The sequence below is a fragment of the Cytobacillus sp. FSL R5-0377 genome, from assembly GCF_038004385.1.
Taxonomy (GTDB): Bacteria; Bacillota; Bacilli; order Bacillales; family Cytobacillaceae; genus Cytobacillus.
Map to the genome: position 1 here is coordinate 2,507,970 of NZ_JBBORA010000001.1, position 25,042 is coordinate 2,533,011.

23 protein-coding genes are annotated in these 25,042 nt (G+C 39.4%); 13 read left to right on the forward strand and 10 right to left on the reverse strand.

The window, feature by feature from the left end:
• Positions 1–129: 129 nt before the first annotated feature.
• On the forward strand, positions 130–1,716 hold the full coding sequence (locus NSQ49_RS12975; RefSeq protein ID WP_251283887.1) for an acetolactate synthase large subunit: 1,587 nt from the start codon (positions 130–132) through the stop codon (positions 1,714–1,716).
• A gap of 33 nt (positions 1,717–1,749) precedes the next feature.
• Here NSQ49_RS12975 and NSQ49_RS12980 read toward each other — a convergent pair whose 3' ends face one another.
• Positions 1,750–3,159, reverse strand: coding sequence for a PQQ-dependent sugar dehydrogenase (locus NSQ49_RS12980; protein ID WP_251283886.1), 1,410 nt, complete (start codon positions 3,157–3,159; stop codon positions 1,750–1,752).
• A gap of 734 nt (positions 3,160–3,893) precedes the next feature.
• Positions 3,894–4,436: a hypothetical protein gene (locus NSQ49_RS12985; RefSeq protein WP_251283884.1), complete on the reverse strand. Its 543-nt coding sequence runs from the start codon at positions 4,434–4,436 to the stop codon at positions 3,894–3,896.
• Positions 4,437–4,545: 109 nt separating this feature from the next.
• On the opposite strand from NSQ49_RS12985, the gene NSQ49_RS12990 reads away from it, so the two are divergent.
• Both NSQ49_RS12990 and NSQ49_RS12995 read left to right on the forward strand, forming a co-directional pair.
• Positions 4,546–5,016: a MarR family winged helix-turn-helix transcriptional regulator gene (locus tag NSQ49_RS12990; RefSeq protein WP_251283883.1), complete on the forward strand. Its 471-nt coding sequence runs from the start codon at positions 4,546–4,548 to the stop codon at positions 5,014–5,016.
• 52 nt (positions 5,017–5,068) lie between these two features.
• Positions 5,069–5,839, forward strand: coding sequence for a class I SAM-dependent methyltransferase (locus NSQ49_RS12995; RefSeq protein ID WP_251283882.1), 771 nt, complete (start codon positions 5,069–5,071; stop codon positions 5,837–5,839).
• A 192-nt stretch (positions 5,840–6,031) separates the two neighbouring features.
• Here NSQ49_RS12995 and NSQ49_RS13000 read toward each other — a convergent pair whose 3' ends face one another.
• Complete coding sequence (locus NSQ49_RS13000; RefSeq protein ID WP_251283881.1) at positions 6,032–6,352, reverse strand: heme oxygenase; 321 nt, start codon at positions 6,350–6,352, stop codon at positions 6,032–6,034.
• A gap of 476 nt (positions 6,353–6,828) precedes the next feature.
• Here NSQ49_RS13000 and NSQ49_RS13005 point away from each other — a divergent pair, with 476 nt between their 5' ends.
• From NSQ49_RS13005 to NSQ49_RS13015, 3 genes are all read left to right on the forward strand, one after another.
• Positions 6,829–8,412 (forward strand): PTS transporter subunit EIIC, encoded by a 1,584-nt coding sequence (locus NSQ49_RS13005; RefSeq protein WP_251283880.1) that lies wholly within the window; start codon positions 6,829–6,831, stop codon positions 8,410–8,412.
• Complete coding sequence (locus tag NSQ49_RS13010; RefSeq protein ID WP_251283879.1) at positions 8,396–9,787, forward strand: class-II fumarase/aspartase family protein; 1,392 nt, start codon at positions 8,396–8,398, stop codon at positions 9,785–9,787. Before NSQ49_RS13005 ends, NSQ49_RS13010 begins: the two co-directional genes overlap by 17 nt.
• Positions 9,788–9,897: 110 nt before the next feature.
• Positions 9,898–10,677 (forward strand): MurR/RpiR family transcriptional regulator, encoded by a 780-nt coding sequence (locus NSQ49_RS13015; RefSeq protein WP_251283878.1) that lies wholly within the window; start codon positions 9,898–9,900, stop codon positions 10,675–10,677.
• 61 nt (positions 10,678–10,738) lie between these two features.
• On the opposite strand, the gene nagB is transcribed toward NSQ49_RS13015, so the two are convergent.
• From nagB to NSQ49_RS13030, 3 genes are all read right to left on the reverse strand, one after another.
• Positions 10,739–11,470, reverse strand: coding sequence for a glucosamine-6-phosphate deaminase (nagB, locus tag NSQ49_RS13020; RefSeq protein ID WP_251283877.1), 732 nt, complete (start codon positions 11,468–11,470; stop codon positions 10,739–10,741).
• 38 nt (positions 11,471–11,508) lie between these two features.
• Positions 11,509–12,345 (reverse strand): Cof-type HAD-IIB family hydrolase, encoded by an 837-nt coding sequence (locus tag NSQ49_RS13025; RefSeq protein ID WP_251283876.1) that lies wholly within the window; start codon positions 12,343–12,345, stop codon positions 11,509–11,511.
• A 97-nt stretch (positions 12,346–12,442) separates the two neighbouring features.
• Positions 12,443–12,937: a PTS sugar transporter subunit IIA gene (locus tag NSQ49_RS13030; RefSeq protein WP_251169696.1), complete on the reverse strand. Its 495-nt coding sequence runs from the start codon at positions 12,935–12,937 to the stop codon at positions 12,443–12,445.
• A gap of 544 nt (positions 12,938–13,481) precedes the next feature.
• Between NSQ49_RS13030 and NSQ49_RS13035 the strand changes: the two genes are divergently transcribed.
• Positions 13,482–14,792, forward strand: coding sequence for a PRD domain-containing protein (locus NSQ49_RS13035; protein WP_311315921.1), 1,311 nt, complete (start codon positions 13,482–13,484; stop codon positions 14,790–14,792).
• Between the two features lie 201 nt (positions 14,793–14,993).
• Here NSQ49_RS13035 and NSQ49_RS13040 read toward each other — a convergent pair whose 3' ends face one another.
• Both NSQ49_RS13040 and NSQ49_RS13045 read right to left on the reverse strand, forming a co-directional pair.
• Complete coding sequence (locus tag NSQ49_RS13040) at positions 14,994–15,515, reverse strand: PadR family transcriptional regulator (RefSeq protein WP_311315918.1); 522 nt, start codon at positions 15,513–15,515, stop codon at positions 14,994–14,996.
• Between the two features lie 187 nt (positions 15,516–15,702).
• A complete protein-coding gene (locus NSQ49_RS13045; protein ID WP_251283874.1) occupies positions 15,703–16,320 on the reverse strand; it encodes an NAD(P)-dependent oxidoreductase in 618 nt (205 codons plus the stop codon).
• Between the two features lie 482 nt (positions 16,321–16,802).
• On the opposite strand from NSQ49_RS13045, the gene NSQ49_RS13050 reads away from it, so the two are divergent.
• The 6 genes from NSQ49_RS13050 (at position 16,803) to NSQ49_RS13075 (ending at position 23,510) form a co-directional block, all read left to right on the forward strand.
• Positions 16,803–18,725 (forward strand): BglG family transcription antiterminator, encoded by a 1,923-nt coding sequence (locus NSQ49_RS13050; RefSeq protein WP_251283873.1) that lies wholly within the window; start codon positions 16,803–16,805, stop codon positions 18,723–18,725.
• Positions 18,726–18,958: 233 nt separating this feature from the next.
• Entirely contained in the window at positions 18,959–19,267 is a 309-nt protein-coding gene (locus tag NSQ49_RS13055; RefSeq protein WP_251283872.1) for a PTS sugar transporter subunit IIB, read from the forward strand.
• A 21-nt stretch (positions 19,268–19,288) separates the two neighbouring features.
• Positions 19,289–20,623, forward strand: coding sequence for a PTS cellobiose transporter subunit IIC (gene celB / locus NSQ49_RS13060; protein ID WP_251283871.1), 1,335 nt, complete (start codon positions 19,289–19,291; stop codon positions 20,621–20,623).
• Between the two features lie 78 nt (positions 20,624–20,701).
• The gene (locus NSQ49_RS13065) at positions 20,702–21,022 is read left to right on the forward strand and encodes a PTS lactose/cellobiose transporter subunit IIA (protein WP_159863591.1); all 321 of its coding nucleotides are present in this window, start codon (positions 20,702–20,704) and stop codon (positions 21,020–21,022) included.
• A 152-nt stretch (positions 21,023–21,174) separates the two neighbouring features.
• Complete coding sequence (locus NSQ49_RS13070) at positions 21,175–22,668, forward strand: family 1 glycosylhydrolase (RefSeq protein ID WP_251283870.1); 1,494 nt, start codon at positions 21,175–21,177, stop codon at positions 22,666–22,668.
• A 371-nt stretch (positions 22,669–23,039) separates the two neighbouring features.
• Positions 23,040–23,510: an SRPBCC family protein gene (locus NSQ49_RS13075; protein ID WP_251283898.1), complete on the forward strand. Its 471-nt coding sequence runs from the start codon at positions 23,040–23,042 to the stop codon at positions 23,508–23,510.
• Positions 23,511–23,766: 256 nt separating this feature from the next.
• Here NSQ49_RS13075 and NSQ49_RS13080 read toward each other — a convergent pair whose 3' ends face one another.
• Both NSQ49_RS13080 and NSQ49_RS13085 read right to left on the reverse strand, forming a co-directional pair.
• Complete coding sequence (locus tag NSQ49_RS13080) at positions 23,767–24,012, reverse strand: hypothetical protein (RefSeq protein WP_251283869.1); 246 nt, start codon at positions 24,010–24,012, stop codon at positions 23,767–23,769.
• 87 nt (positions 24,013–24,099) lie between these two features.
• Entirely contained in the window at positions 24,100–24,732 is a 633-nt protein-coding gene (locus NSQ49_RS13085; protein ID WP_251283868.1) for an HNH endonuclease family protein, read from the reverse strand.
• Between the last annotated feature and the right edge of the window lie 310 nt (positions 24,733–25,042).

Below are 25,042 nucleotides of genomic sequence, written 5' to 3' on the forward strand. Positions count from 1 at the left end.
ACTTGGCAAAGGGACACCCTAGGCTCTCTTTACAGATTTTCGAACGCCCTTTCCATCCAGGATGAAAGGGTTATTTTACTATGTACTGGGAAAAATAAGTAAAATCCTGTTCTGGAAAAGGGGAGTCATATGAAAGCAACAGATTTACTTGTTCAATGTTTAGTGAATGAGGGAGTCGAATACATTTTTGGAATGGTGGGGAAGGAGACTCTCGACCTGGTTCATTCATTGTCAAAGTCAAAAATTAAGTTTGTAAATGTCCGTCATGAACAGGGTGCCGCTTTTATGGCAGATATCTATGGCAGATTATCGAAAAAGACTGGTGTCTGCACAGCAACATTAGGCCCCGGTGCGGCCAACCTGCTAACAGGCATTTCAAGTGCCCATTTGGACCATTCTCCAGTTGTAGCGATTACAGGGCAAGCGGGCTTTGAAAAGCAGCATCAGGAATCCCATCAATATATTGATATCGTTAAAGTATTTGAACCTGCCACAAAGTGGAGTGTACAAATAAAAGATGCTCAAACTATTCCAAGCATCATTAGAAGGGCATTTAGACTTGCACAAATGGAGAAAAAAGGAGCTGTTTTGATTGAGTTACCAGAGAATTTAGCCGCACAAATGGTACCTAAACTTCCACTCCCAGTTACACCTATTCCAACAAGTACACCTGGTCCACAAGCTCTGGAAAGTGTTTGTTCTTTATTAGGGCAATACCAAAAACCGCTGGTCATCACTGGCAATGGGGTGATCAGGCAGGGAGCGATAAAGGAACTCGCAACGTTTGCGGAAAAGCTAAAATCACCTGTTATCCATAGTTTTATGGCAAAAGGGGTGTTACCTAAAGATCATCCGCAAAACTTTTTTACTTTTGGATTGAGTGAACAGGATGAAGTTTTACCAATCATAGAGGAAGCGGATCTGTTAATTGTCATAGGGTATGACTTTGTTGAAAAACCTCCAAAGGATTGGAATAAAAAGCAGCGTCCCGTTTTACATATCGATTCGCTTCCTGCCGAAATGGATGAATACTATCCTTTAAAAGGAGAATTGGCTGGTGATTTGAATCAGACTTTACAGGAACTCAATAAACTGGATATTCCGTCAAAACCATGGGTTCCGGCCGGGAATGTAAAAGAACAGATTAAATTTGCTTACCAAATTGATACAGATTGCCAAAAAAATCAATTTTTAACGATAAGTAATGTCTTAAAGGTCATTGAAACAATCTCAACAGAACCTACCATTATCCTTTCTGATGTGGGTGCCCACAAGATATCCATTGCCCGCACTTTCCAGCCTAAACAAGCCGGACGGCTGATTATATCCAATGGATTAGCCTCAATGGGAGTTGCCATTCCAGGTTCCATTGGTGCCAAACTGGCTTGCCCGGATGCGCCGGTGATTTGCATCACTGGAGATGGAGGGGCCCTGATGAATATAACCGAATTGGAAACCGCTAAACGATTAGGCCTATCGTTTGTCATCATTGTGTTAAATAACGGTGAATTACAATTAGAAAAACAAATGATGCAGGCAAAATTCAATAGCAGCTTTGGAGCTGCTTTTGGTAACCCTGATTTTGTACAATTGGCCAGCAGTTTTGGTGTGAAGGGCATACGGCCAAAGCAATTGAATGAATTACAACACGTATTAGAGGAAGCTATAAAGCAGACAAGTGACATAACCTTGATTGATGTTCAAATGGATGGATAAGAAGGGGACGATTAGCTCCCCTTTTTTTCAGGACTATGGAACAATTTCAAAAACAGTCCCTTGGTTAAACTCAGTCACCCTCATAGAACCATTTACCCCTAAAAATAATCTGGTTTGATCCTGATTAGATCCCAGACTAACATAAAAAGCAGGCTGGGAGCCAAATGGATCAACGATATCAATCATACTGTAATCATTCAGTACGCCATCTGTTCTTACTCTGGTATAAGCTAAAACTCCTCTAGCAGGAGGCTGAGCTCCTTTCCGAACAAGATCGGTAAACAAAACAGCTCCCGTTAAATCGGGGATTTCATACCCCATATAAGGCACGACTCCTGTAAGGGCAGTTCCTTCAAACTTATCGGGTCTGGGATCTTGATGATAATAACTGGTTAATGGCGGAAGACGGATCACTGAAGTTTTGATGGCTTCATTGTAAAAAGCCAGTGTTTTCTCATCCAGACTTGAATCATTCGCGCAGCCCCTTATAAACGAAGTGGGAAGTGCACCTTCCCATCCCCGCCAGCCAAAGTTAATCAATCCCCTTTGGTTAGGTTCAGTGTTCCGTAAAGAAGCTTGAGTGAGCTGGGTAACAGGTATGGGTTTATAATGAATAAATGAAAAAATGGATTCTACTAAATCCTGTCCGACATTTCCTGCGTATTTTATATATTGATAATTAAATCTTTGAAATGAAATGCCAGGAATATTGCGAACCCCTTTGGCCATTACCGAAAGGGACCCCTGAACAGGAACAGGAAGCTCATTAAAACGTGTGACAGCGGGTGGGTTAGCGATAAAAATATTCTGAGATACGTCAATTTCAATGATTTTACCTGCAATCTCCATAAGATCCTGACTTAAATTAAAAGGATCATAGCCTGATCCGCCATCACCGGTTGTTAAAATAAGTTTTCCCGATTCAGGTGAAAAGTTTAAGCTATTGACCCCATTATGATTGGCAAAAGGTCTTCTTAAGTTAAGCAAGGTCCGCCGTTTTTGGGGACCGTTTGATTGTAAAATCCATTCTTCAACTGTATCAATATGATCAAATTGAGTATTTCTATTTTCCCACCTCAGGTTTAACGTTTTAGGATCACACGGGTCAGGTTTAAAGGAATCCTGCAATGCACCAGGTCCTTGTGTCCCCTTTACGGAATAATGAAGATAAAACAGCCCGTTATAATAAAAATCCGGGTGAAATGCCAGCCCCAGCAATCCCTGTTCATCATACCCGCCACCTGAAGCTCCCAGTTCGATTACGTTCGGCCGAATATCTAAAAAAGTTCGAATATCTCCGTTTCCTATGTAAAAGATCTCCCCCACCTGGGTTGCAATAAACAATCTTTCAACAGAGTCACCCGGAAGTTTAGCTGTTCTTAAAACGGTAGGCAAATTAATCCTGCTGACAATGGGCCGTAAACGAACCCTTACTTTTTTCAACAGCTTCACGCTCCTTGTATTTACCTTCTTATAAAAATATTATGAATCGACGTGATCTGTTATTACCGACCTATTCCGAGGTGAAGGGGAAAGGGCATTGCTCAATTTCTTGGTGGAAACAGTGAAGTCCGCATTTTTTTGTTAATTGACGGAGCTTTCACATTACTAGTTCGTGGATCTTACTCCGCATATGTTGAGTATATAAACCATAGCCAGAGGAATAACACTCAGGTTTTTTAGAAAGTATACACAGGCATTATAGGCGGCATTAGGATCCTGCGGGCTTATGCCCATCCATGTGATGAAGGGTATAAAAAGTGCGCTGATTATGATGATTATTCCATTTCCTAATCCATATAACAGAACGATGAAGGCTGTGATTTGAGCAATAAAACCATATGGCCAGTTCTTATTAAAAGTATTGGAACACGAATTGGCGAGCTTTTCCCAAAAACTCTTATGTTGGAGTTCTCTTATATTAGCCCCTGTCATGATGCTGATAATCAGCAGGAAGAGAAAGGCCCTCGTAATTCCAACAATCCCTTCTAACCAAAAGTGTGTATCTGAAGTCCACATTTGATATGCACGGATGATAGAGGGAATAAGCGAAACTATCACTAAAGCTAAATGGCTGTAGAAAAAGAGAATAGAGGATAGGAAAGTTTCTATCCCTATTTTTCCAAAGCGCCAAAATTCTAAGGGTCTAATAATATCAGGTCCTTTCTTTAAGGTAATTAGATAATTTTAATAATGTTTAATAGATAAATTACTCCAACAGGGATCAGGAATAAATTATTAAAGCCTAATATTATTGCGGAGTGAATAGTCTCCCTGTGGGTATGATGAGGAAATGCTTTTTTTGTCCATTTTTTCGATATAACTAGAAGCAATAGAATGTTATACATTCCAAAGATGATGGCATATCCAATAAGATCCCAGATTAGTTGATCTGAATCAATAAAATGGAAGCCCTGAATGATGTTACTCCACACATGTTTAGAAAATATATTCTCCATAGACAAGTCATTGCCAATAAACACGATTAATGAATATTGCAGCAGTCTAAATAACCACACTCCTATTTCGAGAAGCCCATAATATTTGATGCTTCGTTTATTTATTACCTGGTAGAATCGCGTAATTGAAAGGGGTATTGAAAGAAGTAAAAGCAAATGGTGGGTAAAATAAAATTTATTGGACCAAACAAATACTTGAAATCCTTCCTTCATAGGCAGCAGAATGCTATAGGAAAAGATATTTATATAATCCTCTGGCATTATTGTCACCTCCTCATTATTTTCTTATAATTTATTTATACTCAAAAATAAAGTATCTCCAAAATAAAGTATCTCTAATTTAGAGTTAATTTTATATTAGAAGGGTCTGATGAAATTGTCAACTGCAAATCATGATTCGCGAGAACAGGAACCAACTAATTTGGGACAAGAGTTCAGCTTGGCCTTAATCATGTTTCACCAAATGATCGCAGAAAAAGCGGGCTTAAATTTAACCGATTATAAAGTCTTGGGGATCATTCCATTCGAAGGACTCACTGCTGGACAGATAGCATCTATTACGGGTTTGTCAACAGGAATGGTGACTACGGTTGTCGACCGGCTTGAAAAAAAAGACTTTGTCTATAGGGAAAGAGATAGTAATGATAGGAGAAAAGTAAACATTAAAGCAAATTTTGAAAAGGTTGCCTTTGAAATAGGCCCTTATTTTCACTCGTTTGGGCAGGAAATGGGGAAAGTCACCTCAAATTATACTCCTGAAGAGTTTAAAATCATCAATGATTATATGAGCAAAAGCATAGAAGTATTTAAACGGGAAATGGAAAAAATAAAAGAGAAATAACAGGGGAATTTACTCATAGGTAAAAATAGATTAGTATAGGACGGCGGATAACTTGAAATCATATCCTAAATATCAGACGTGGATTCGAATTCACAAACTTTTTATATTCTTGGGTATTTCACTCATTCTCCTCTTAGTTACATTACTGCCTGTTAATTCATATCTTCGAGTTCTTTCAGGGATCCTATCCCTGCCTTTTATTTATATAGCATTCATCCTTTCTTACTCTGTTTATCAATTTGCAGCATTTGGGGGAAATTATCAGTCAAAGATACATGATGTAATGGTTGCCCAGCTCAATGGGGTGGGCGAAGAAAAGGTACTGGATATAGGAACTGGCAGTGGTTCGCTGATCATTAAACTCGCAAAGAAATTTCCTGAGTCTTCTTTAACTGGGATTGATTATTGGGGCGGGAATTGGGAATACTCGAAAACGCAATGCCAGCTGAATGCTGAAATAGAAGGCGTTCATGATAGGGTTCAGTTCACAAAAGCCAGCGCTGCAGAACTCCCTCTTCATGATGGTGAATTTGATATCATTGTCAGCTGCCTGACATTTCATGAAGTAAAAGATAGAAAAAATAAAATAGAAGTGATGACAGAGGCACTAAGAGTGCTAAAGCCTGGCGGTCAATTTGTTTTCTTGGACTTGTTTAAGGATGAGAAGATATTTGGGGATGAAGAGGAGCTTTTGAAAGCCTTAAAGGAGCATGGTATATCAGAATTAAATAGATGCAGCCTTTCGGAAGTAATTCAATTGCCAAAACTCTTATTGAATAAAAAGGTATTGGGAAATGCAATGATGTTGAGCGGCAGAAAATAGTTTGTCTGCATAATACGCTAAAGTATAAGAGCCAAAAATAGCAAGTAATCCATTGCTTATTTTGGCTCCTTTTTAGGGGTGCAGATTTAATTAGATTCTTTTCATCAGGGCTATGGTCATTATACCAGTTAGAGCCCAGAAGAAGGGGCATAGCGCAAAAGTGAACGAATGAAAAACCCCTAATACAAGTTCTTATTTAATGGCCTCTAAAGTTGAAGCCACTTCAGAAATAATGATTTCGCTTCCCATAAGAGGTGAATCCTGACCTCCATTACCTGGGCCTGTATGGGCTTCTTTGAAAGCATCGCTGTTTTTCCATTGAGTAAAGTCTTCCATTGTGTCCCAATACATATTTACATTGAGTTCGTCATATTCAGGAAGATTTTTAGTCACTAATACTTCGACTTTTACAAAGCCATCCATTTTCTGCAGGGCACCTGGTCTTGTAAACATGGGCGCCATTTTTTCTGCAAATCCTGACTTCAACTTAATTCGGTTTGTTACGATAATCATTTCATATTCCCCCTGCTTAAAATTTTTTAATGAGAACTGCTAATGAAGAAAAGTACAAACTCCCTTTGTTCCACGGAAAGAGAAAATCACTGTTCAAAGCCTGATACAATGAAATACTCCTTTAGATTTGCTTGATTAGTCATGTGTGACTAATTTAATAAAATTATATTATTTTATAGTTGATTAGTCAAACGTGACTAATTGGAAGTTGAATGAATAATATTAACTTTAATAAGCAGGATAACAAAATTTGAGTCGCGCTTGGAACTCAAAAAACTTGGTTAATTCGCTTCTTTTTACGCAACCTTTAGTTAATCCAATAAAGTTTTGGTTTCTAAGCCGATAGGAGGTTAAATGCCTAAAAATGACCTAAGTCAGATTTGGTGACCTAAGTCATGAAGTAATAATCAAAAGCGCTTTCAAATGTCATTCCCTCTTGTTAAGATTGCCATATAAAATTTAAAGGAGGCAGCTCGGTGAGTAAGAGAAAAGTCAGCAGCTCAATTCAGACATTTGGCAGAACCCTTCTCCTGCCTATTGGGGTATTAGCACCAATTGGGATGATTTTGGGTATAAGTGGCGCTTTAGTTCAATCATATATGATCGAAAGATTCCCGTTTCTAGGGAATGAAGGAATCCATACTGCTTTAGTCAGTATTCGTACGATTGCCAGTATAATCTTTGATAATATTCCTCTACTATTTGCGATGGGTGTAGCTTATGGCATGAGCAAAAAAGACAAGGGGATCTCCGTTTTTGCCGCAACTGCTGGGTATTTAACCTTAATTGTTGCGATGAATGTATGGCTGACCATAACAGGAAAAATGGCAGATCCTGAGGTTATGACCCAGTATGGGCAAATTAGCGTTTTAGGAATTCAAACAATGAATATTAGTGCTGCTGGAGGAATCATCACAGGTCTGGTGGCTGCCTGGGCAACTGACAAATATATTAATTTAGAGCTGCCAACGGCATTGGCCTTCTTTTCCGGGAAAAAATCAGTGCCTATTATCACGATAGGAATTATGACGGCAGTAGGCCTTTTGCTTCCGTTCATTTGGGAATTCATGGTCGGAGTGTTAATGAAATTATCAGTCGTATTCTTAAGTGTTGCAGGGCCATTTTTTACAGCTGCGGGTGAGAGGTTATTTATTCCGTTTGGGCTACACCATGTGTGGAATGCTTTATTTCGATTTACAGAAGCTGGCGGAACCTATGTTATAGATGGAAAAACTTATGTGGGGGTTCTTCCTGCTCTGACCGAAGTTCTCTTTAATCAAGGGCCTGACAGCGAATATTGGAGCATGATGCCTCAGTTAACCAGGTTTATGGCACAGCAGCAAATGCTGGTCACAATGTTTTTATTCCCGGCCATTGCATTTGCTATGTATAAAGCGGCACATAAGGATAATAAACCATATGTTAAATCGATGCTGGTGACAATGGTATTAACTGCTCTATTAGGGAATGTAACCGAACCATTAGAATTCACTTTCGTATTTATCGCACCATTATTATACGTTTTATATGCATGTATAGTCGGTATAGGAGCTGTCCTTTTATCCTTTGCAGGAGTCGCAATCGGCTACATTCGCGGAACCGTTTTTGACTTTGCGATTTTCGGCCTCCTTTATGAAAATACAAACTGGATCTATCTGGTGCTCATTGGGACAGGATTAGCTGTTGCCACATACTTTATCTTCTATTGGGCAATTATTAAGTTTGATTTAAAGACACCAGGAAGAGAAGAAGAGCAAGCTTTGGATAATACTCTGATTAAAGAAAAACGCTACGGGGAAATTGCGGATATCGTTGTCAACGCATTAGGCGGACGATCAAATATTTTAAATGTAGATAACTGTATCACGCGGTTAAGAATCGACTTAGGTGATGTGAAAAACATCGATAAAGATTTGCTGCAGAAATCCGGTTGTACAGGCTTTTTCTTCCCTTCGGATAAACACATTCATATTGTTTTTGGTCCTCAGGTGGAATTTGTCAGAAATGCAGTGGATGATAACATGAGAGGGGCAGGAAATAAAAATGCGGGCGTTATATGATTCAAAAAGCAAAACGATAGATGACCAAGGCATTAAACATTTGTTTACACAAGAAGAAAAATATAAAGCATGGCTATTATTTGAAGCAGCATTGGCCCAGGCGCAGGCGGAAGCAGGATTTATTCCTGAAGCGGCTGCCAATGATATTAAAAAAGCAGCCAAAGTTGAAAATATTGATTTCGAGGAAATGGACCGGATCTATCGGGAAATCGGCCATGGGTTTGTTCCCTTTTTAAAGGTATTGGTGAAGGCTTGCCCTGGTGAAAGCGGGAAATACGTTCATTATGGGATTACTACCCAAAATATCCAGCAAAGCTCCCAGCTTTATATTATGAAAAAAGTTCATACGAAATTTATGAATCTTATCGGACAAATACTAAATAATTTGAGCAAGCTGGCACTCGAAAATAAAGATACAGTGATGCCTGGACGCACACATGGCCGTCACGCCATCCCGATCACTTATGGCTATAAGGTGTCCGTTTGGATAAGTGAATTTATTAATGCATTTGAGCGGATGGCAGAAGCTGAGAAAAGAGTATTCCAAGTGATGATGGGGGGCGCCGTTGGTGCGTTTAGCTCCATGCCTGAAGTGGGAATTGGTGTGCAAAAACGTGTGGCAGAACTAGTCGGGATGTATCCTATGCAAGTCCCTTCAAGAAACATCAGTACACATAAACTTGAATACATGATGAACTTAAGCCTTCTTACAAATGTCTGCCATAAAATCGGAGAGGAAGTTTATAGCACGACACTCGAGGAAATTGCAGAAGTATCTGAGGGATTTAGCAAAGGCACAGTAGGAAGCAGCACAATGCCGCATAAAATAAATCCGAAATTGGCAAAGGGAATTATCGCAAACTCACAAAAACTTTATTCCTTGCCTGGAGTGGGCATGTACTCGGCTGTCCGGCCATATGAGGGGGATAGCAGTTCCTATATGCTGTTTGATGGAATCCTTGAAGAAGCGCTGGAACTGACAACAGAGGTTCTATTGCGCTGTGAGGAATTAACAAGGACAATGGTGGTCCATAAAGAGCGTATGCTTCATAATGCATTACGTAATAAAGGACTAGACAACAGTGAATATGTGATGATGAAGTTATCGAGTAAATTAGGGAAAGATCAAGCACATAGTTTGATGTATCAGATTGCCATGAAAACCGCCTCTGAAGGGGAGGATTTCTATACCAGCCTGAAGGCAAATGAGTTAATTGCCAGCGAATTTACCGATGAAGAAATCCAGGAGATGATTGATCCAAGGAATTACACCGGGCTGTCCTCTTTCATTGCTGAAACAGAGGCTGTGAGGGCGAAAGATACGGCAGACAGAATTTTCACGAAATATCAAGAGACAGAAGAAGTCTTGATTTAGCCAAGAAACCTTCCATAGCTTTATGGAAGGTTTTTTGCTGATGTTTATTCCATTTTTGTCATGGTATAATAAACTGTGTGTTTAACTACTGCCATAATTCGAGGGATTATATGATGAATTATTTAGAGAACTATGACGATATGACTGCCAGTGAAAGAAAAGTCCTCAATTATATTTTAAATAATAAAGAAATCATTCCATATCTGAAAATAAATGAACTAGCGGATGCTGCCTTCGTATCCAAAACCATCATCATTAATTTGGCCCAAAAGCTCGGATTTAGCGGGTTTAAAGAACTTAAATATCATTTTAGTACGCTTGCAAAAGAAGAAATTGATGAATCCAGCCAGGGGCTTTCGTTTCGAGACATGTTAAGGGATAGTGTGGATAAAACATTTACACTTGTAAGCGAAGAAGCATTAGAGAGCTGCTCGAAAAAAATTCTTTCAGCCAACAACGTCTTTGTGATGGCGAGAGGGACAAGTAAAGCAGTGGGGAGCTATTTAGAACATTTGTTATTGTCCATTGGGATCCAATGTGTATTCATAAAGGATTATAATTTATCAGAACTTTTCACGAATTTCGTCAGGGAAGGCGATTTGGTTATTTTTATTTCATTGTCTGGCAATACCGAAAAGATTGTTGAGACAGCAAAAAAAGTACATATTAAAAAGGCTGACATCATCAGCTTAACGTCTTTCCAGTCCAATAAATTAGCCAGTTACACGAATGATAATTTATATGTTTATACACATACCTCCGACACCAAAAGAAACGACAAAATTTCAAGAATTGGCTTCTTTGTCATCGTCGATATGCTCATTCATCAGTTATCCCTGTTAAAAAGTGATAAAAACACTAATAGAAGTACTGATGCCACTATAACGTGATTCAGTACGAAAGCCATGAATCGAACAGGAATACTCCATTCGTTTCATGGCTTTTTTGTGATTAAAAAGCTGCGTTTCCCAGCGCCTCAGCATCTGCAATTAGTGTAACATGGGGGTGTGTTTCCAATATGGATGCAGGGAAATTTTCATTCGGTTCACCTGTTAACAGTTGAGTTAAAGCGTCTTTTTTATTAATTCCTGAAATTAGCAGTAAAATCTCCTTACTTCTCATTATACTGGCAATTCCCATTGTGATGGCCTGGGATGGAACGTTGTTTATATGGTTAAAAAAGCGTGCATTTGCTTCTCGTGTTGATTGGGTTAGCTCCGTAATATGTGTTTCCGATTGAAAAGATGTCCCCGGTTCGTTAAAACCGATATGACCATTGCTTCCAATTCCTAAAATTTGAAGGTCCACTCCTCCATGCTTCATGATCAGCTTTTCGTATTCGATACATTGGTTCTCTGGATTATTCCCATCTCCCTGAGGAACGTATGTATTGGCCTTTACAATATCAATATGGTCAAACAAGTGTTCATTCATAAAATAACGATAGCTATAAGGATTTTCTCCCGAAAGCCCAATGTATTCGTCTAAGTTAAACGTAGTGACGTGTCGATAGGAAGTATGATTTTTGTAATGATCTTTTATTAAATAATCATATAAGCCAACTGGAGTTCCGCCTGTTGCCAATCCAAGGTTTAGACTTGGATTAGAGCGTACCTTTTCTGCAACAAACTCAGCCGCTTTTCTGCTCATATCATCATAATCTTTTACTTTTAGTATTTTCATAGCCATTCTCCTTTCTGTAAGGGTAGAGCGTACTTGTATTACCTGAATTGCTTTAAAGCATGTGAGATACCGCTTTCGGAATTGGACAGTGTGACAAAGTCACATATTTTCTTAACTTCCTTGTCTGCGTTGTCCATTGCAATCGAATAGCCGGCACATTCTAGCATTGGAATGTCATTAAGATTATCTCCAATAGCCACAGTATTTTCTAAAGGGATATTATAATATTCCGCCATTCTTTTCAGGCCAACGGCTTTATGTCCACCTTTATGCATAATTTCAACATTTATAGAGCTTGATGAAGTAACCGCAATATTTGAATAATCATTCAAAAAGGGAACGAGCTTGTTTCTTCGATCTGGACCAAACGTGAGAATGTACAGTTTGTTAACCTTTATATGCTTATCAAGCAGTAGTTTGGTATGGTCTGTAAAAACATTCACATGCACAGAGATTTGTGGCCTTTCGATAAACCGGTGAAAATCTGTATTTCCTAAACCTTTGATACTTTGTTTTACCCGTTCTGACCAATCATCCGGGAAGTAGATTCCATTATTCGTATAGAGACAGTAGGGGAAAACCATTTCGTTCAATCTCTGAATAATGGAGATTACATCATTCTGTTCCATTGAAATCTGGCTTATTATGTGATTGTCAGCCTCTACAACAGTCCCATTGCTTCCCGCTATTGGACACGTAAGATTATATTTGCTGAGAATGGCTTTAATATCTTCAGGAGCCCGTCCGGAGCAGACCATCACAATATGACCATCTCTCTGTATCTCCTGGATAGCCTCAACATCCTCTTGTGAAATTTGTTTGTCAGGAGACAGCAGTGTGCCGTCCAGATCAAGTGCAAATAGTTTCAATGACATCCCTGCTTCCTCATTTATAGTAAAAGCAAATCACAGAACATGTTGAAAAAACGGATGCTATCTGCAGCCGTTTTAGTAGATTCTGCTTAATCTCTCTTTATTTTAATGTAATCGCTAAGACTTCACTTTCTCCCCTGGTAACGTCAGTGGACGTTTTCCATGTAAACGTGAATAAATCCTCTGAGCTATTCGTTACGACCATTGGTATAATTGTACTTGCCGCATTTTTAGAAATAAACTCCAGGTCAGCTTCTATAATGAGCTGTCCCTTTGACACCTTATCCCCCACTTTTACTGCTGGATTGAAACCCTGGCCTTTTAAAGCTACAGTTTCTAACCCAATATGAACAAGTATCTCAGCGCCCAGGTCCGTTTTAATGCCAAAGGCGTGCTTAGTTTCAGCTAACTGGATGATTTCGCCGCTAGCAGGGGCCACAATCCTTCCATCTGATGGCAAAACAGCAATTCCTTCTCCCATTAACTTTTGACTGAATACAGGATCTGGGACATCCTCTATTTTCATTAATTCCCCGTTAGCAGGGCTTACAATCTCTTCTGAAGCCGTTTGTTTCTTAAAAAGTTTTTTAAACATGCTATCCTCTCCTGCCCTTTTTTGAGCACCCTAAAACATCAGCTATAAAAGCAAAGGGAACTCTTCAAAGAAATTATTAAACATCTATTATTTGCTTTTATTGTTTCATATTGATTTTATTTTTTAATAGGATCCGGTTCAAGGGAACTTTATGGTCTGAAACTGTTCCAAAAAGATACCTGGACATTGGTTCAATACTCCGGAGTGAAAAGTACACTAAATCTGCATTTTAATTTACTGTCTTGTTAGGTTATGCTTTTTTTATACAATCTTTTAGTTGAAAGGGGCTGATCCCAATAAGCATTAATAGTCTTGACTTAAAACTTATTGGTTTTCTTCAGGAAAAAGGAAAGTTAGATCTAGCAGATTCCGATCAGCTTTTCGGACGAAGTTCAAATAGCTTAAAAAGACATATGATGAATATTAACTTGCATCTTCCAGATGATAAACAGCTTAGAATAGAAAAAAACACCATTATTAGTCAGTTAAAATATAATGACTATATTGATTTTGTAAGCAATCTGCAGCTTGAACATTATATTTCATCACAAAAGGAACGGATTGCGCTATTATTGTTTTTTCTTTTTTTTACCCTATTCTCAATGTCTCAAAGCTGTATGAGAAGATGGGAATGAGCCTAACGACAAAGAAAAAGGATAATAAGGCGCTTACTGAGTATCTGAATAAAAGGAATCTGCGATTTGAGGTTGTCCCGAAAAAGGGAATGAAAGTTGCAGGTTCTGAAAGGTCCTATCGAATTCTAACTGCATCAATTCTAGTTTCTCTTGTAGAGATCGATTCGGCTGGGAATCTAATGAATCGGAAAGCCAATAATCCGCTGCAAAAAATGATTTTCGAGGTTTTTGCTGAAATGGCCAAAGTGGATATAGCAGAGGCAAAGGACATACTAAATAAGTTTATCAAAGAGAATCAAGTAAGAATGTCATATCCTTCTAAGAAATTCTGCCTGCTCTGCTTAGTTCTTAGCCTATATCGGTTTAGACAGGGATATATGCTGGAAGCAGAAATGGAACTTGATTTAAAGGTCCCAAACTATCAGCTATTCATAAATCAAAAAAGGGAGAATTTATTTTTCACGTATTTGGCCGCGTCTCTTGACTATATGTCGTTTTCACCGCCTCCTATGGACACGAGATTAAAGATGGCTGTGCTCGCTTTTATCAATCAAGTTCAAGACCATATTGTTACGACTTTTTATGACTATGAAGCAATTTTTAATGAGGTGTACTCCTATATTTACAAATGTTATATTCGTAATAAGCTTGATTATAATCTCTATGATAAAAAGTTAGATGATACTCATAAAGTATTGCCTAAGTTGTATAGAACGGTGAGTAAGGCGACTCCCATTATTGAAACAAAAATGGATGTTCAGTTTTCAAAACTGCAAATCTCAGCCCTGACCTTGCTAGTTCGAAAATTTACGATGAAAAATAAAGTGATTGGAAGGAATAGCAGGAAAATTGTGATTGTGAGTAACTCTGCAATAGAAAAAACCAGCTATTTTGCAGAGAATCTTCGCCATCACTTAGACGTTACAGTGGCAGGAACCTATAATATAAATGAACTGTATGAACTTGAACATATTGAATATGATTTAATTATTACTTTCTCCAATCGAATTGCCGCATTATTAGCAGAAAACAGTTACTCCTGTGTAAAATTAAATTTTTATTTAAATCTGAGGGATATTGATAAATTGCTGAAAATAGGCTTCTCAAGCAGTTCCCGAAGAAAAATTCTATCTGATCATTTTATTGATGAAATCAAAGATAAAGATCCAGAAGAAATAAAGGAACTTTTACTAACAAAGTACCCTTCGCATTTCTTGTAAGAGATATGAAACCATACAAAAAACCTTCCAGATCCATCTTGCAATCAGGGAGGTTTTTGGTTTATGAATAATCCTTCTATTAGGTTGAATGATGAATCAACAGCTAGAATCAAAGGCAGCATCTAAATTAGCATGATTAGTCAAAAGTGACCAATTAAGTGTAATTATCAGTTTTTTTATATTGAACTGGCCATAAAGGATTTACTCCGAATAAAGAGAAAGATTTTTTATAGTCTTTTCAAGAAAAGAGACTTCTGCTTCCAGCATCGCCATTTTGTGTTCTACTGCCAGATTGACTCCAGACCTTACTCCGTGGGAAGGTGTTTGTTTCATCGTTTCCAATAATTCTTTATTATTTTTTAAACGTTCTTCCAATGCAGGAATGGTTTTTTCCAGAGGAAGAAAATCACTGAACATCAACCCGATATCTCCATTGTAATTTACTTTTTCAGCTGAAGATAAGTTGTTCAGCAATAACTGGTAAAAGTATTGCTTGCCGCTCTCATTGATGGAGTACACCTTTCTAGTCGGCCTGTTTCCTTCTTGCTCCAACTGGATGTCAATATATCCTTTTTGACTGAGTTTATCCAATGTTGCATAAGCGGTAGGTTTTTTCATGTCCGTTATGGCACTTAAGTTTCTCTCTATAAATTCATTAATCTGGTACCCATGCTGACTTTGGCTCATGAGTAGCCCAAGTAGAATAAGCGAGCGTTGTTCCACTGAGATCAGCCTTTCTTGCTACAATCTTGTTTTATATTTTCTCGTATATTTCATTTGCAGTCAATTGCCCAGCCAGATAGTGAGGAGTGAAGGGATAGTAAAAGATGACCTTCCCAGATAAAGAAGCTGAATTTAAAGTCAGTAAGTGAAACGTCTTTAAATTCAGCTTCTTTTTTTAATGGGACACCTAGGTAGCAATGCCAATGGATGAGTTCTGGTACTGTTCATCGCTTAATGCTTTCACAATGAAATGTGCTACATCGGCGCGCGGAATCGTTCTTGCTTTTTCTGGTACGCCCGTTTCTGACTCCCTGTACATTCCTGTTAAAGCATCGTTCGTTAATCCCATCGGCCGGACGATTGTGTAGTTTAATCCATGTGCTTGAATATAATCCACGGCATTCCGATGATCTGCGAGAGGGTTTCTCAGCATTTGCATGATCAGTTTTCCGCTGATTCCTGGAATTTCCTTGTTAATGCCTGCAGAAGCTGTGTAGACGATGCGCTGGATGCCGTGTGCCTGCATGCCATCTACGATATTTTTTGTCATTTCTTCAAGTTCTGCTGTTTTTTTCATTCCCTGATTAGAGCCTAAACATGACACAACAGCACCATGACCTGCAATGGCTGCGGCGACTTCTTCTTTATTAGAGGCATCTCCCTGTACAATTTGAAGCTGTTCATGTGAGGCTTCTATCTTTGAATGGGTGCGTACGAAAGCAGTAACCGCAATCCCTTTTTCTAATGATTGCTTCACGACATGTTGGCCAACGCCCCCGGTTGCACCAAATACAATAATCCTCATATTTCCACTCCTTTTTCATTTTGGTAAAACTATTCTTTCAAGATGAGCACTTATCGGAGTATTTAGGCAGATTGTACTCTATATCTGCTGCCAAGTCACCTTGCATCTAACAAAGTGACTTGGCGGGTAGGCTATTGGTTTAGTTCGTTTGTCTGCCTACTGGTTTAAAAATGGATAGCAGATAAATGACAAAGCCTGCAATCCAAATTCCAGGAGGTGATTCTTCAGAGAATGGGATCATGAGGATGTATCCGAGCAATACGAAGCTGTTTATATGGGGAGCCTCTCTTTTCATTGACCTTGACAGAACGATTTGGATAGGAAAATATAAAGTAGGATGGAATTTATTTAAAAAGGCCCTTATCAAGGGTTTGTGTTCGTGGTGGAAGGTGCAAGATCATCAGTTATATTTTTTCATTTATAGTCACAACAATATATACAGAAAGAGTCATGAATAAGAGTAACGAAAGGGGGATAGAAAGGTGGTTACAAAACGGCAAAAGGATATTGTGCTGTCTTTAATGAAGTCAACTGAACCTGTTACAGCTGAATGGATGGCAAAAGAACTTGGTGTAAGTGATAGAACGATCCGAACCGAGATCAAAGAACTTCAATCACAAAGCTTATTAGGGATCGCTATTGAATCGGTGCGCGGTAAGGGCTATCTCTTAGAAATAAAGGATTATAGCCTGTTTGAGAGTGTGTTCACACATAATGCAGCGGAATCGATCGATGACTCTAAATCAGATTTCTCCATACAGGAAAATCGGGTCTTATATATATTAAAGCGTTTTTTGCAGGAAAAGGATTTAATCAAATTGGAAAGCCTTGAGGAAGATCTGTTTGTTTCTAAGCCTAAACTGCAAAGTGACTTAAAAATCGTCCGCGAAATACTGGAAAGCTATCAGCTGAAATTAATTTCCAAACCTCATCATGGCACGCGTGTCGAAGGCGACGAATATATGAGGCGGCTATGCTTTTCAAATCATATTATCAGCAGAAGCAGCAACTTAAACATTGACAGCAAGTCTTTGCAGCTTTTGGACAAAAAGCTGTTTGAAAAGATAAAGGAAATCATCATCAAAAAAGTAAATGAATACAAATTTGAAATCTCTGATATAGCACTCGAGAATTTAGCGACCCATATCACCATTGGATGTAAGAGAATTGAAGAAGGGTTTGTTATTAAAAACCTTGAACATGATCTAACCGGGAAATATCCTTTTGAAAGTATAGTAGCAAATGAAATTGTGAAAGAAGTAGAGGAATTTACCGGACAGCATTTCCCCCTTGCTGAAATTGATTATATTATTGTCCATTTGTTAGGGACAAAATTAATTCATAAGAATACCTTGAATGAATTTAGTAAATTCGATGAGCTGGGTACGATGATTCAGTGCATGCTGGAAAGACTGAAAACGGAACTGAATTGGGATTTTCACGATGACTCGGAATTCATTCAAGCACTGACTTTGCACATTCGGCCTGCGATGAATCGATTACGCTACAATATGAACATTCGGAACCCCTTATTAGACGACATCAAAAGGAAATACCCAAGCGCATTTGAGGGAGCGGCCATAGCCAGCAAATGTATTGGAGAGTATTTGGGCGTTGAAGTGGGAGAACACGAAATTGCCTATATTGCCATACATATAGGCGTGGCATTAGAAAGAATGAAGACATTGCAAAAGAAGGCCAAACGGGTCATTGTTGTGTGTGCTTCAGGCGTGGGAAGCGCCAGGCTATTGTTCTACCGCTTGAAAAATGAATTTAAAGATGAACTCGATATTGTGGCAACCACTAATTATTATCAGCTGAATGAATACGACTTGTCCTCAATCGATTTTATTATTAGCACAATACCGTTAAAAGGAGATTTGGGCGTCCCTGTACAGGTCGTCAATACTTTTTTAGGTGAAGGTGATATTGCCAGTATCCGGGAGGGCTTATCGTCTGTAAACGGGTACGAGGAACAAAGCTACTTAGACAAATCCAGAGTTTTTATTCATAAAAAGTTTGAGGATAAAGAAAGCGTCATCCGTTTTATGTGTGAAGAGTTATACAAACAAAAATTAGTATCTGAAAATTATGCAGATTCAGTGCTCGAGAGGGAGGCATTGGCTCCAACCAGCTTTGGAAACCTTGTCGCCGTCCCTCACCCGCTTACACCGGAAACAGAAGAAACATTTTGGACTGTGTGCACATTAAAAAAGCCTGTTGAATGGGCTGATAAACAGATGGTTCAATTTGTCTGTTTATTAAATGTTCGAAAAGAGCCTGGTGATGACCTGGAACGGATGTATAGAAGGCTTATTACGCTAATTGAAAACAGTGCTATGGTCCAAAAGGTGCTAAAGTGCGGATCAGCTGAAGAAATAATAAAACTATTAAATGATTGTTAAAACGAGTAGTTTTGCAAAGGAGTATTCCAAAAGGGATACTCCTTTTTGCCGGAATAAACAAGGGCGTTCAGCCTTTTTCCGTTACGTAACGGAAAAATCCTTTCTGTAAAATGAAACGCTTTCAAAATAAACTGTAAATAGAAAGAGACAAAAGAAAAGACTTATAGACAGCTTAGAGAAATAGGCTACATATTTTTCAAAAACCATTTTTATTATATAGGAGGTAAAAAGGAATGAATATTTTATTATGCTGTGCAGCAGGGATGAGTACAAGTTTGCTGGTGACTAAAATGGAAAAGGCAGCAGAAGAACAAGGTGTTGAAGGGAAAATCTGGGCAGTTCCAGCCAATCAGATCAATCTCCACGTTGACAATGCAGATGTCCTTCTCTTAGGGCCGCAAGTCCGGTTTCTGCTTCCAAAAATGAAAACATTAGGGGAAGAAAAGAATATTCCCGTTGAGGCAATCAACCCAGTTCACTACGGGATGTGTGATGGGGCTGAAGTTCTAAAAACAGCTATAAACCTAGTAAATAAAAAATAGTTTAAGAGGGGAAGTAACAAGATGAGCAAATTCAATAGCTTTCTAGAAGAGAAAGTTATGCCTGTTGCAGCAAAGATTGGCGGGCAAAGACACTTATTGGCTCTTCGCGATGGCCTTATTGCAACGATGCCATTCATTGTGATCGGTTCAATTTTCTTAATCATTGCTAACTTTCCAATTCCGGGATATGCCGATTGGATGACGTCCATTTTTGGTGCCAGCTGGGCTGCAAAACTATCCTATCCAGTTGATGCTACCTTCAATATCATGTCCATTATTGCAGCATTCGCGGTAGCATACCGGTTAGCAGAAAGTTATAAGCTTGATGCGATGAGTGCGGGTACTATTTCCATTGCCGCGTTCCTGTTAACAACACCGTTCAGTTTCACCTTTACCCCAGCTGATGCTGAAGGAGTTCTGGTAACGGGAGCCATTTCAAAAGCCTTCTTGAGCAGTAAAGGGTTGTTTGTTGCCTTACTTTTTGCTATTTTATCAACTGAAATTTATCGCTGGGTCGTCAAAAAAGATATTGTGATAAAAATGCCGGCAGGTGTACCGCCAAGTGTGGGTAAATCATTTGCTTCTTTAATTCCGGGGCTTTTTGTATTGGTGACGGTTTGGGTAATCCGCTTACTTGTTGAATTGACTCCTTATGAAAGTATCAATGATTTAGTAACCATCGTGTTAGGTGACCCGTTAAAAATGGTTGGCCTTACTCTGGGCGGAACGATTGTTGCTGAGTTATTCGTAACGGTTCTATGGTCTACTGGATTACATGGTACAAACATTGTAAAAAGTGTAATGGAACCAATCTGGTTTGGTGCCATGGGTGACAATATGACTGCCTATCAGGCGGGTGAACCTCTGCCTCACATTGTTACGCAGCAATTCTGGGATAACTTCATTCACATCGGCGGAACGGGCGTAACGTTTGGTTTGGTTCTATCAATGGTATTGTTTGCTAAATCCAAGCAAATGAAAAATCTTGGCCGCTTGGCACTTGGACCTGGTATCTTTAATATTAATGAGCCATTAATCTTTGGCATGCCGATTGTGTTAAATCCAATCATGATCCTTCCCTTCGTCCTTACTTCAATCGTAACAGTTATTGTAACTTTCATTGGAATGGATATGGGATTAGTAGCAAAGCCAGTAGGTATAGCCGTACCTTGGACAATGCCGCCTATTATCTCCGGTTATCTGGCTAGTGGCGGGCATATTTCAGGGGCCGTGATGAATGTGGTGAACATTCTTATTTCTTTCTTAATCTATACACCATTCTTCAAAATATATGATCGAGCGAAGAAGAGAGAAGAAGATGCGATGAACACAGGCGGAAAAGAACATATCGCTTAAACATTTAATGGGTAACCAAAATGGCAGGAAAGGGAATCTTCTTTTCCTAGTAAATTATATGAAAGGCTGTTAATCATCATGAATAAAGAAGAACTTTACAGTCTTGCATTTCAATTAATCCTGCATGCTGGGAATGCAAGAAGCCTCGCGATGGAAGCGATGCAAGTAGCGAAAAAAGGAAATTTTGATGAAGCGGAAGCAAAATTGAACGAAGCAGATTCAGCCTTCAACGAAGCACATCATGTTCAAACTGATTTAATTCAAAAAGAGGCAGGCGGATCTGAATTTGAGATTCCCCTCATTATGATTCATGCACAAGACCACTTAATGACTGCATTGACTCTTAAAGAGTTAGCCAGGGAAATAATTGATTTGCACAAGCTGATTAAAAAGGATTAAGAACGAACTCTGCACCTGGCAGTAAATCATTAAGTGCCTTCAAACCTGCAATAAAAAAAATCGGTCATGTAAAAGCCCAACATTCTGGGCTTTTTTTTATAAAAATGATGGTTTCGTGATCTACTTTTGAATAAAGAAAGGAATGGACCTAGATGAGAAAAACATTTCCGGAGAATTTTTTATGGGGCGGGGCAACCGCTGCAAACCAATATGAAGGCGGGTACAATGAAGGCGGCAGAGGGCTGGCGACCAGCGACTTCATTACAAATGGTTCTGCAGACCGTCCAAGAAAGATTACGATCAAGTTAAAAGATGGCAGAAAAACAATGGTAAACAGACGGCCAACTGGGGATCCCCAATTAGATACGATTCCAGAAGGGGGAACAGGCTTTATTGACGATAATATTTATTATCCAAGCCATAAGGCGGTTGATTTTTACCACCGTTACAAAGAAGATATTGCACTATATGGAGAAATGGGGTTTAAATGCTTCCGGTTATCTCTTAGCTGGTCCCGTATTTTCCCAAAAGGCGGAATTGAAGGAGAACAGCCAAATGAAGAGGGATTGAAATTTTACGAAGATGTCTTTAAAGAGTGCAGAAAATACAATATCGAACCTTTAGTCACCTTGTATCATTTTGAAACCCCTGCGTATTTGGCGGAGCATTTTAATGGCTGGGGCGGCCGTGAAACGATTGAATGTTTCTTAAGAATGTGCAAAGAGGTTTTTACAAGATATAAGGAATTAGTGAAGTATTGGATCACTATTAACGAAATTAATGTACTCAATGGCTACGCTTTTATGGGAACCAGGGAAGCTGCTGCACAGGTGCGTTATCAGGCAAAGCATCATATGTTTGTTGCGAGCGCCCGTGCGAATAAGCTTTGTCACGAGATTATTCCAGATGCGAAGATTGGCTGCATGGTTGCTTTAAGCTGCATCTATCCAAAGGATTGTAAGCCTGAAAATGTATTTGGAGCCTTGGACTATAGAAGAGGCGCTTTGATTTATTCCGATATTATGATGAGAGGTTACTATCCTTCTTACGCGGACCATTTTTTTGAACAGCTGGGAGTAACCATAGAAAAAGAACAAGGGGATGACGAGATCATCAGGGCGCATCCTTCGGACTTTTTATCTTTTAGTTATTACCGCAGCAGTGTTTACCATACAGAAATCGTCCAGAATACGGATACGGGCGGCCAAATGGGAGATGACAATCCATTCGTGGAAAAAACAGAGTGGGGCTGGGCGATTGACCCAGTGGGGCTCAGATATACCCTGTCTGAGCTGTATGACCGATATCAAAAGCCGCTTTTTATTGTTGAAAATGGGTTGGGCACTATTGATAAAGTGGATGAAAATGGATATGTGGAAGATGATTATCGCATCCAGTATTTCCGTGATCATATTGCCGAAATGAAAAAAGCCGTAACCTTAGACGGCGTTGATTTAATGGGCTATACACCGTGGGGATGCATTGATTTAGTTTCAGCCGGAACGGGAGAAATGAAAAAGCGGTATGGGTTTATTTATGTAGACATGGACGACGAAGGAAATGGAACCTTAAACAGAATAAAGAAGAAATCATTTGATTGGTATAAGAAAGTGATAGCAACGAATGGGGACGATCTTAGTTTTTAATTTAATCTAGCACTTCGTTTGGCAGCTTTGAGTTTCGTGAAAGAGACAAACGTAAAGAAATTGGTGTGAGTAAAGCTCCTTCATTTTTTCCAGGAGAAGCGCAGAAACATGCTTTGAAAAACAGTTGAATTAAGGGTCCTACTTGCAGTAAGACCCTTCATAGTTAAATAGACTATTTTAATAAGGAGGATATTATGTTCGATAGGCGGGCATATATCCTCTTTTTTTGAATAGCAGACTGGCTAATAGGATGTTTAAAGAATCGTAAAAGTTGATTATAATAAAGAAACATACGTTTGTATTTTTAAGTGCACAATCCTGCAATGGTTGAAATTAAAGGCGAATAGCGATTAAAAAAGGAGCATGAAATGATGAATGAATATGGCACACTACATAAAGTTGACGGTCGTTATGCTTTGAGATTTGAACGATTTTTTCCCCATAATCCAGAAGATGTTTTTCATGTCCTCACAAATCCTGGTGACTTTTCGAAATGGTATCCTTTTGCAACAGGGGAGATGGATCTTAAACTTGGCGGTGAAATTGCTTTTGACGATGGGGAAGGAACGACATATACCGGTATCATTACAGAGTTAGAAGCGCCATATTTATTTGGTTTCCGTGAAGTTGATGATCTGTTAAACATTTCATTGCAGGAAGAGGGTAAAGGATGCAAAATGATCTTCACCCATACTTTTGACGATGATTCATGGGCAGTGAACACTGCAGCAGGTTGGCATAGATGTCTGGATGTATTTTGCCAAATTGTTAATCATCAGCCCGTTGTGTGGCATGATAATGCAGCTAAGCTGCGTGATATATATAGGGAATCATTAAAATAGCATCTATAGCCTTTCGCGTGTTTATAAAGGATTAGGCCCATAAGAGTGATCGAGCAATCCAGTTATTAAAAAGCGTGCTTTGAACAATGCTGCTTCAAAGCACGCTTTTAGCAGTCCGGGACCCTTTTTCGGAAGCAGATGGTCAGGCTTTGGCAAGGTTCCAAATGAGAATATTTCAAAAAAGCAAGCTGGAAAAAAGCTTGCTTTTTGGCTTTATAAAACGGCTTGTTCAAAACCCCTCTTATAGCTATCAGAACTATGAGGGGCGCTCCAGCACGGTGGCGAGCATACGGTGAACAACCTCATGGTCACGAGGGTCGTGCAGGCGGTAGTCCTTCCCCGGCAGCGTGTACCACTCTTTAGCGCCGACATATGTGATGGAGAGATTGAGGGCACCATCATCATCGCAGGTAGTGATCAATTCGAGCTCCCCGCTGATCACACCGACTTCATTCGTCATTACACCATGAGTTGCGTGAAAGATTGATGTCTTCTTTTCCAATTGAATGACTCCCTTCTGTGGTTGGGGGGTTACACTGCAAGTATTACAAACGCCGGTTGGCAGTACCAGCTTAAAGCATTAATAAGATTAGTAGGAACAAGAGTTAAGCATGCTTTGCAGTGCCGACTTCTCGGATGACTGCAGGGTTAACCCCCAGCGATATTTAGTGTCAATCCACATTTTGGCGTATGCACAGCGGGCACCGGAACGGGGCGGCTGCCATGTCGAAGGATCCTGGTCTCCCTTTGAGCGGTTGGTGCTGGCAGACACGGCAATCAGCTGCGGGCCGCTAAGATCATTGGCAAAGCTCTGACGTTTGGATGTGGTCCAGCTGCTCGCGCCAGAACGCCATGCCTCGGCCAATGGAACAACATGGTCGATGTCGAGATCGGACGGAGAGGTCAAAGTGACGCCATCATAGTAGCTGTACCACTTACCGGACGTTACAGGACAATCCCCGCTGTAGGAATCAGCATCCCGCTTGAGCACCACCTGTCGAGTGTCACAGCCGCCGCCTTGGCTGATCCAATGAGGGAAAAGATCACGCGTATAGCCAGACATAGATCCCTCGGCCTTCACAGTCAGCGAGTTTAATTCAGATTGGGCGGTGGACTTGGAAGGAATTCCGTTCGGCAGCGCCGATGCTGTCGACATGTCAAATTGAAAAACAGCAAACGACAGGACTACCGCAAAGACAAACATCATTGATTTCTTCAGCATGTTAATGCCTCCTATGTATTTTTTTCTACTAACATCTTGTTTTATTGAATGAGATGTTAATAGTTGAAACCAAATGGAGTGCAGAAAAAAACGTGATAGAAATTGATATTAGCAGGCAGATTAATGGAGTAAGCCTCCGCTTACCATGATATTACATCGCTTATTTCCTTTAAAGTTAAAATATTGTAAATATTATAAAAATAAACATTTTGGAGTCCTTATCTTTTATTTTTGTAGCTCTTTTTTCATAGCTTTATGGGTTATCCAGGTTATGATTACTTTACTCTAAAAAATCGACACCCCAGATGTA

Excerpts from the sequence above, each read along its gene's own strand:
- NSQ49_RS13030 (WP_251169696.1), bottom strand. The coding sequence starts at position 12,937 with ATGTTTAAAAAACTTTTTAAGAAACAAACGGCTTCAGAAGAGATTGTA.
- NSQ49_RS13055 (WP_251283872.1), top strand. The coding sequence starts at position 18,959 with ATGAATATTTTATTATGCTGTGCAGCAGGGATGAGTACAAGTTTGCTG.
- NSQ49_RS13010 (WP_251283879.1), top strand. The coding sequence starts at position 8,396 with ATGCGGGCGTTATATGATTCAAAAAGCAAAACGATAGATGACCAAGGC.
- NSQ49_RS13085 (WP_251283868.1), bottom strand. The coding sequence starts at position 24,732 with ATGCTGAAGAAATCAATGATGTTTGTCTTTGCGGTAGTCCTGTCGTTT.
- NSQ49_RS13070 (WP_251283870.1), top strand. The coding sequence starts at position 21,175 with ATGAGAAAAACATTTCCGGAGAATTTTTTATGGGGCGGGGCAACCGCT.
- nagB (WP_251283877.1), bottom strand. The coding sequence starts at position 11,470 with ATGAAAATACTAAAAGTAAAAGATTATGATGATATGAGCAGAAAAGCG.
- celB (WP_251283871.1), top strand. The coding sequence starts at position 19,289 with ATGAGCAAATTCAATAGCTTTCTAGAAGAGAAAGTTATGCCTGTTGCA.
- NSQ49_RS13015 (WP_251283878.1), top strand. The coding sequence starts at position 9,898 with ATGATGAATTATTTAGAGAACTATGACGATATGACTGCCAGTGAAAGA.
- NSQ49_RS12975 (WP_251283887.1), top strand. The coding sequence starts at position 130 with ATGAAAGCAACAGATTTACTTGTTCAATGTTTAGTGAATGAGGGAGTC.
- NSQ49_RS12985 (WP_251283884.1), bottom strand. The coding sequence starts at position 4,436 with ATGCCAGAGGATTATATAAATATCTTTTCCTATAGCATTCTGCTGCCT.
- NSQ49_RS13045 (WP_251283874.1), bottom strand. The coding sequence starts at position 16,320 with ATGAGGATTATTGTATTTGGTGCAACCGGGGGCGTTGGCCAACATGTC.
- NSQ49_RS13000 (WP_251283881.1), bottom strand. The coding sequence starts at position 6,352 with ATGATTATCGTAACAAACCGAATTAAGTTGAAGTCAGGATTTGCAGAA.
- NSQ49_RS13065 (WP_159863591.1), top strand. The coding sequence starts at position 20,702 with ATGAATAAAGAAGAACTTTACAGTCTTGCATTTCAATTAATCCTGCAT.
- NSQ49_RS13025 (WP_251283876.1), bottom strand. The coding sequence starts at position 12,345 with ATGTCATTGAAACTATTTGCACTTGATCTGGACGGCACACTGCTGTCT.
- NSQ49_RS12990 (WP_251283883.1), top strand. The coding sequence starts at position 4,546 with ATGAAATTGTCAACTGCAAATCATGATTCGCGAGAACAGGAACCAACT.
- NSQ49_RS13075 (WP_251283898.1), top strand. The coding sequence starts at position 23,040 with ATGAATGAATATGGCACACTACATAAAGTTGACGGTCGTTATGCTTTG.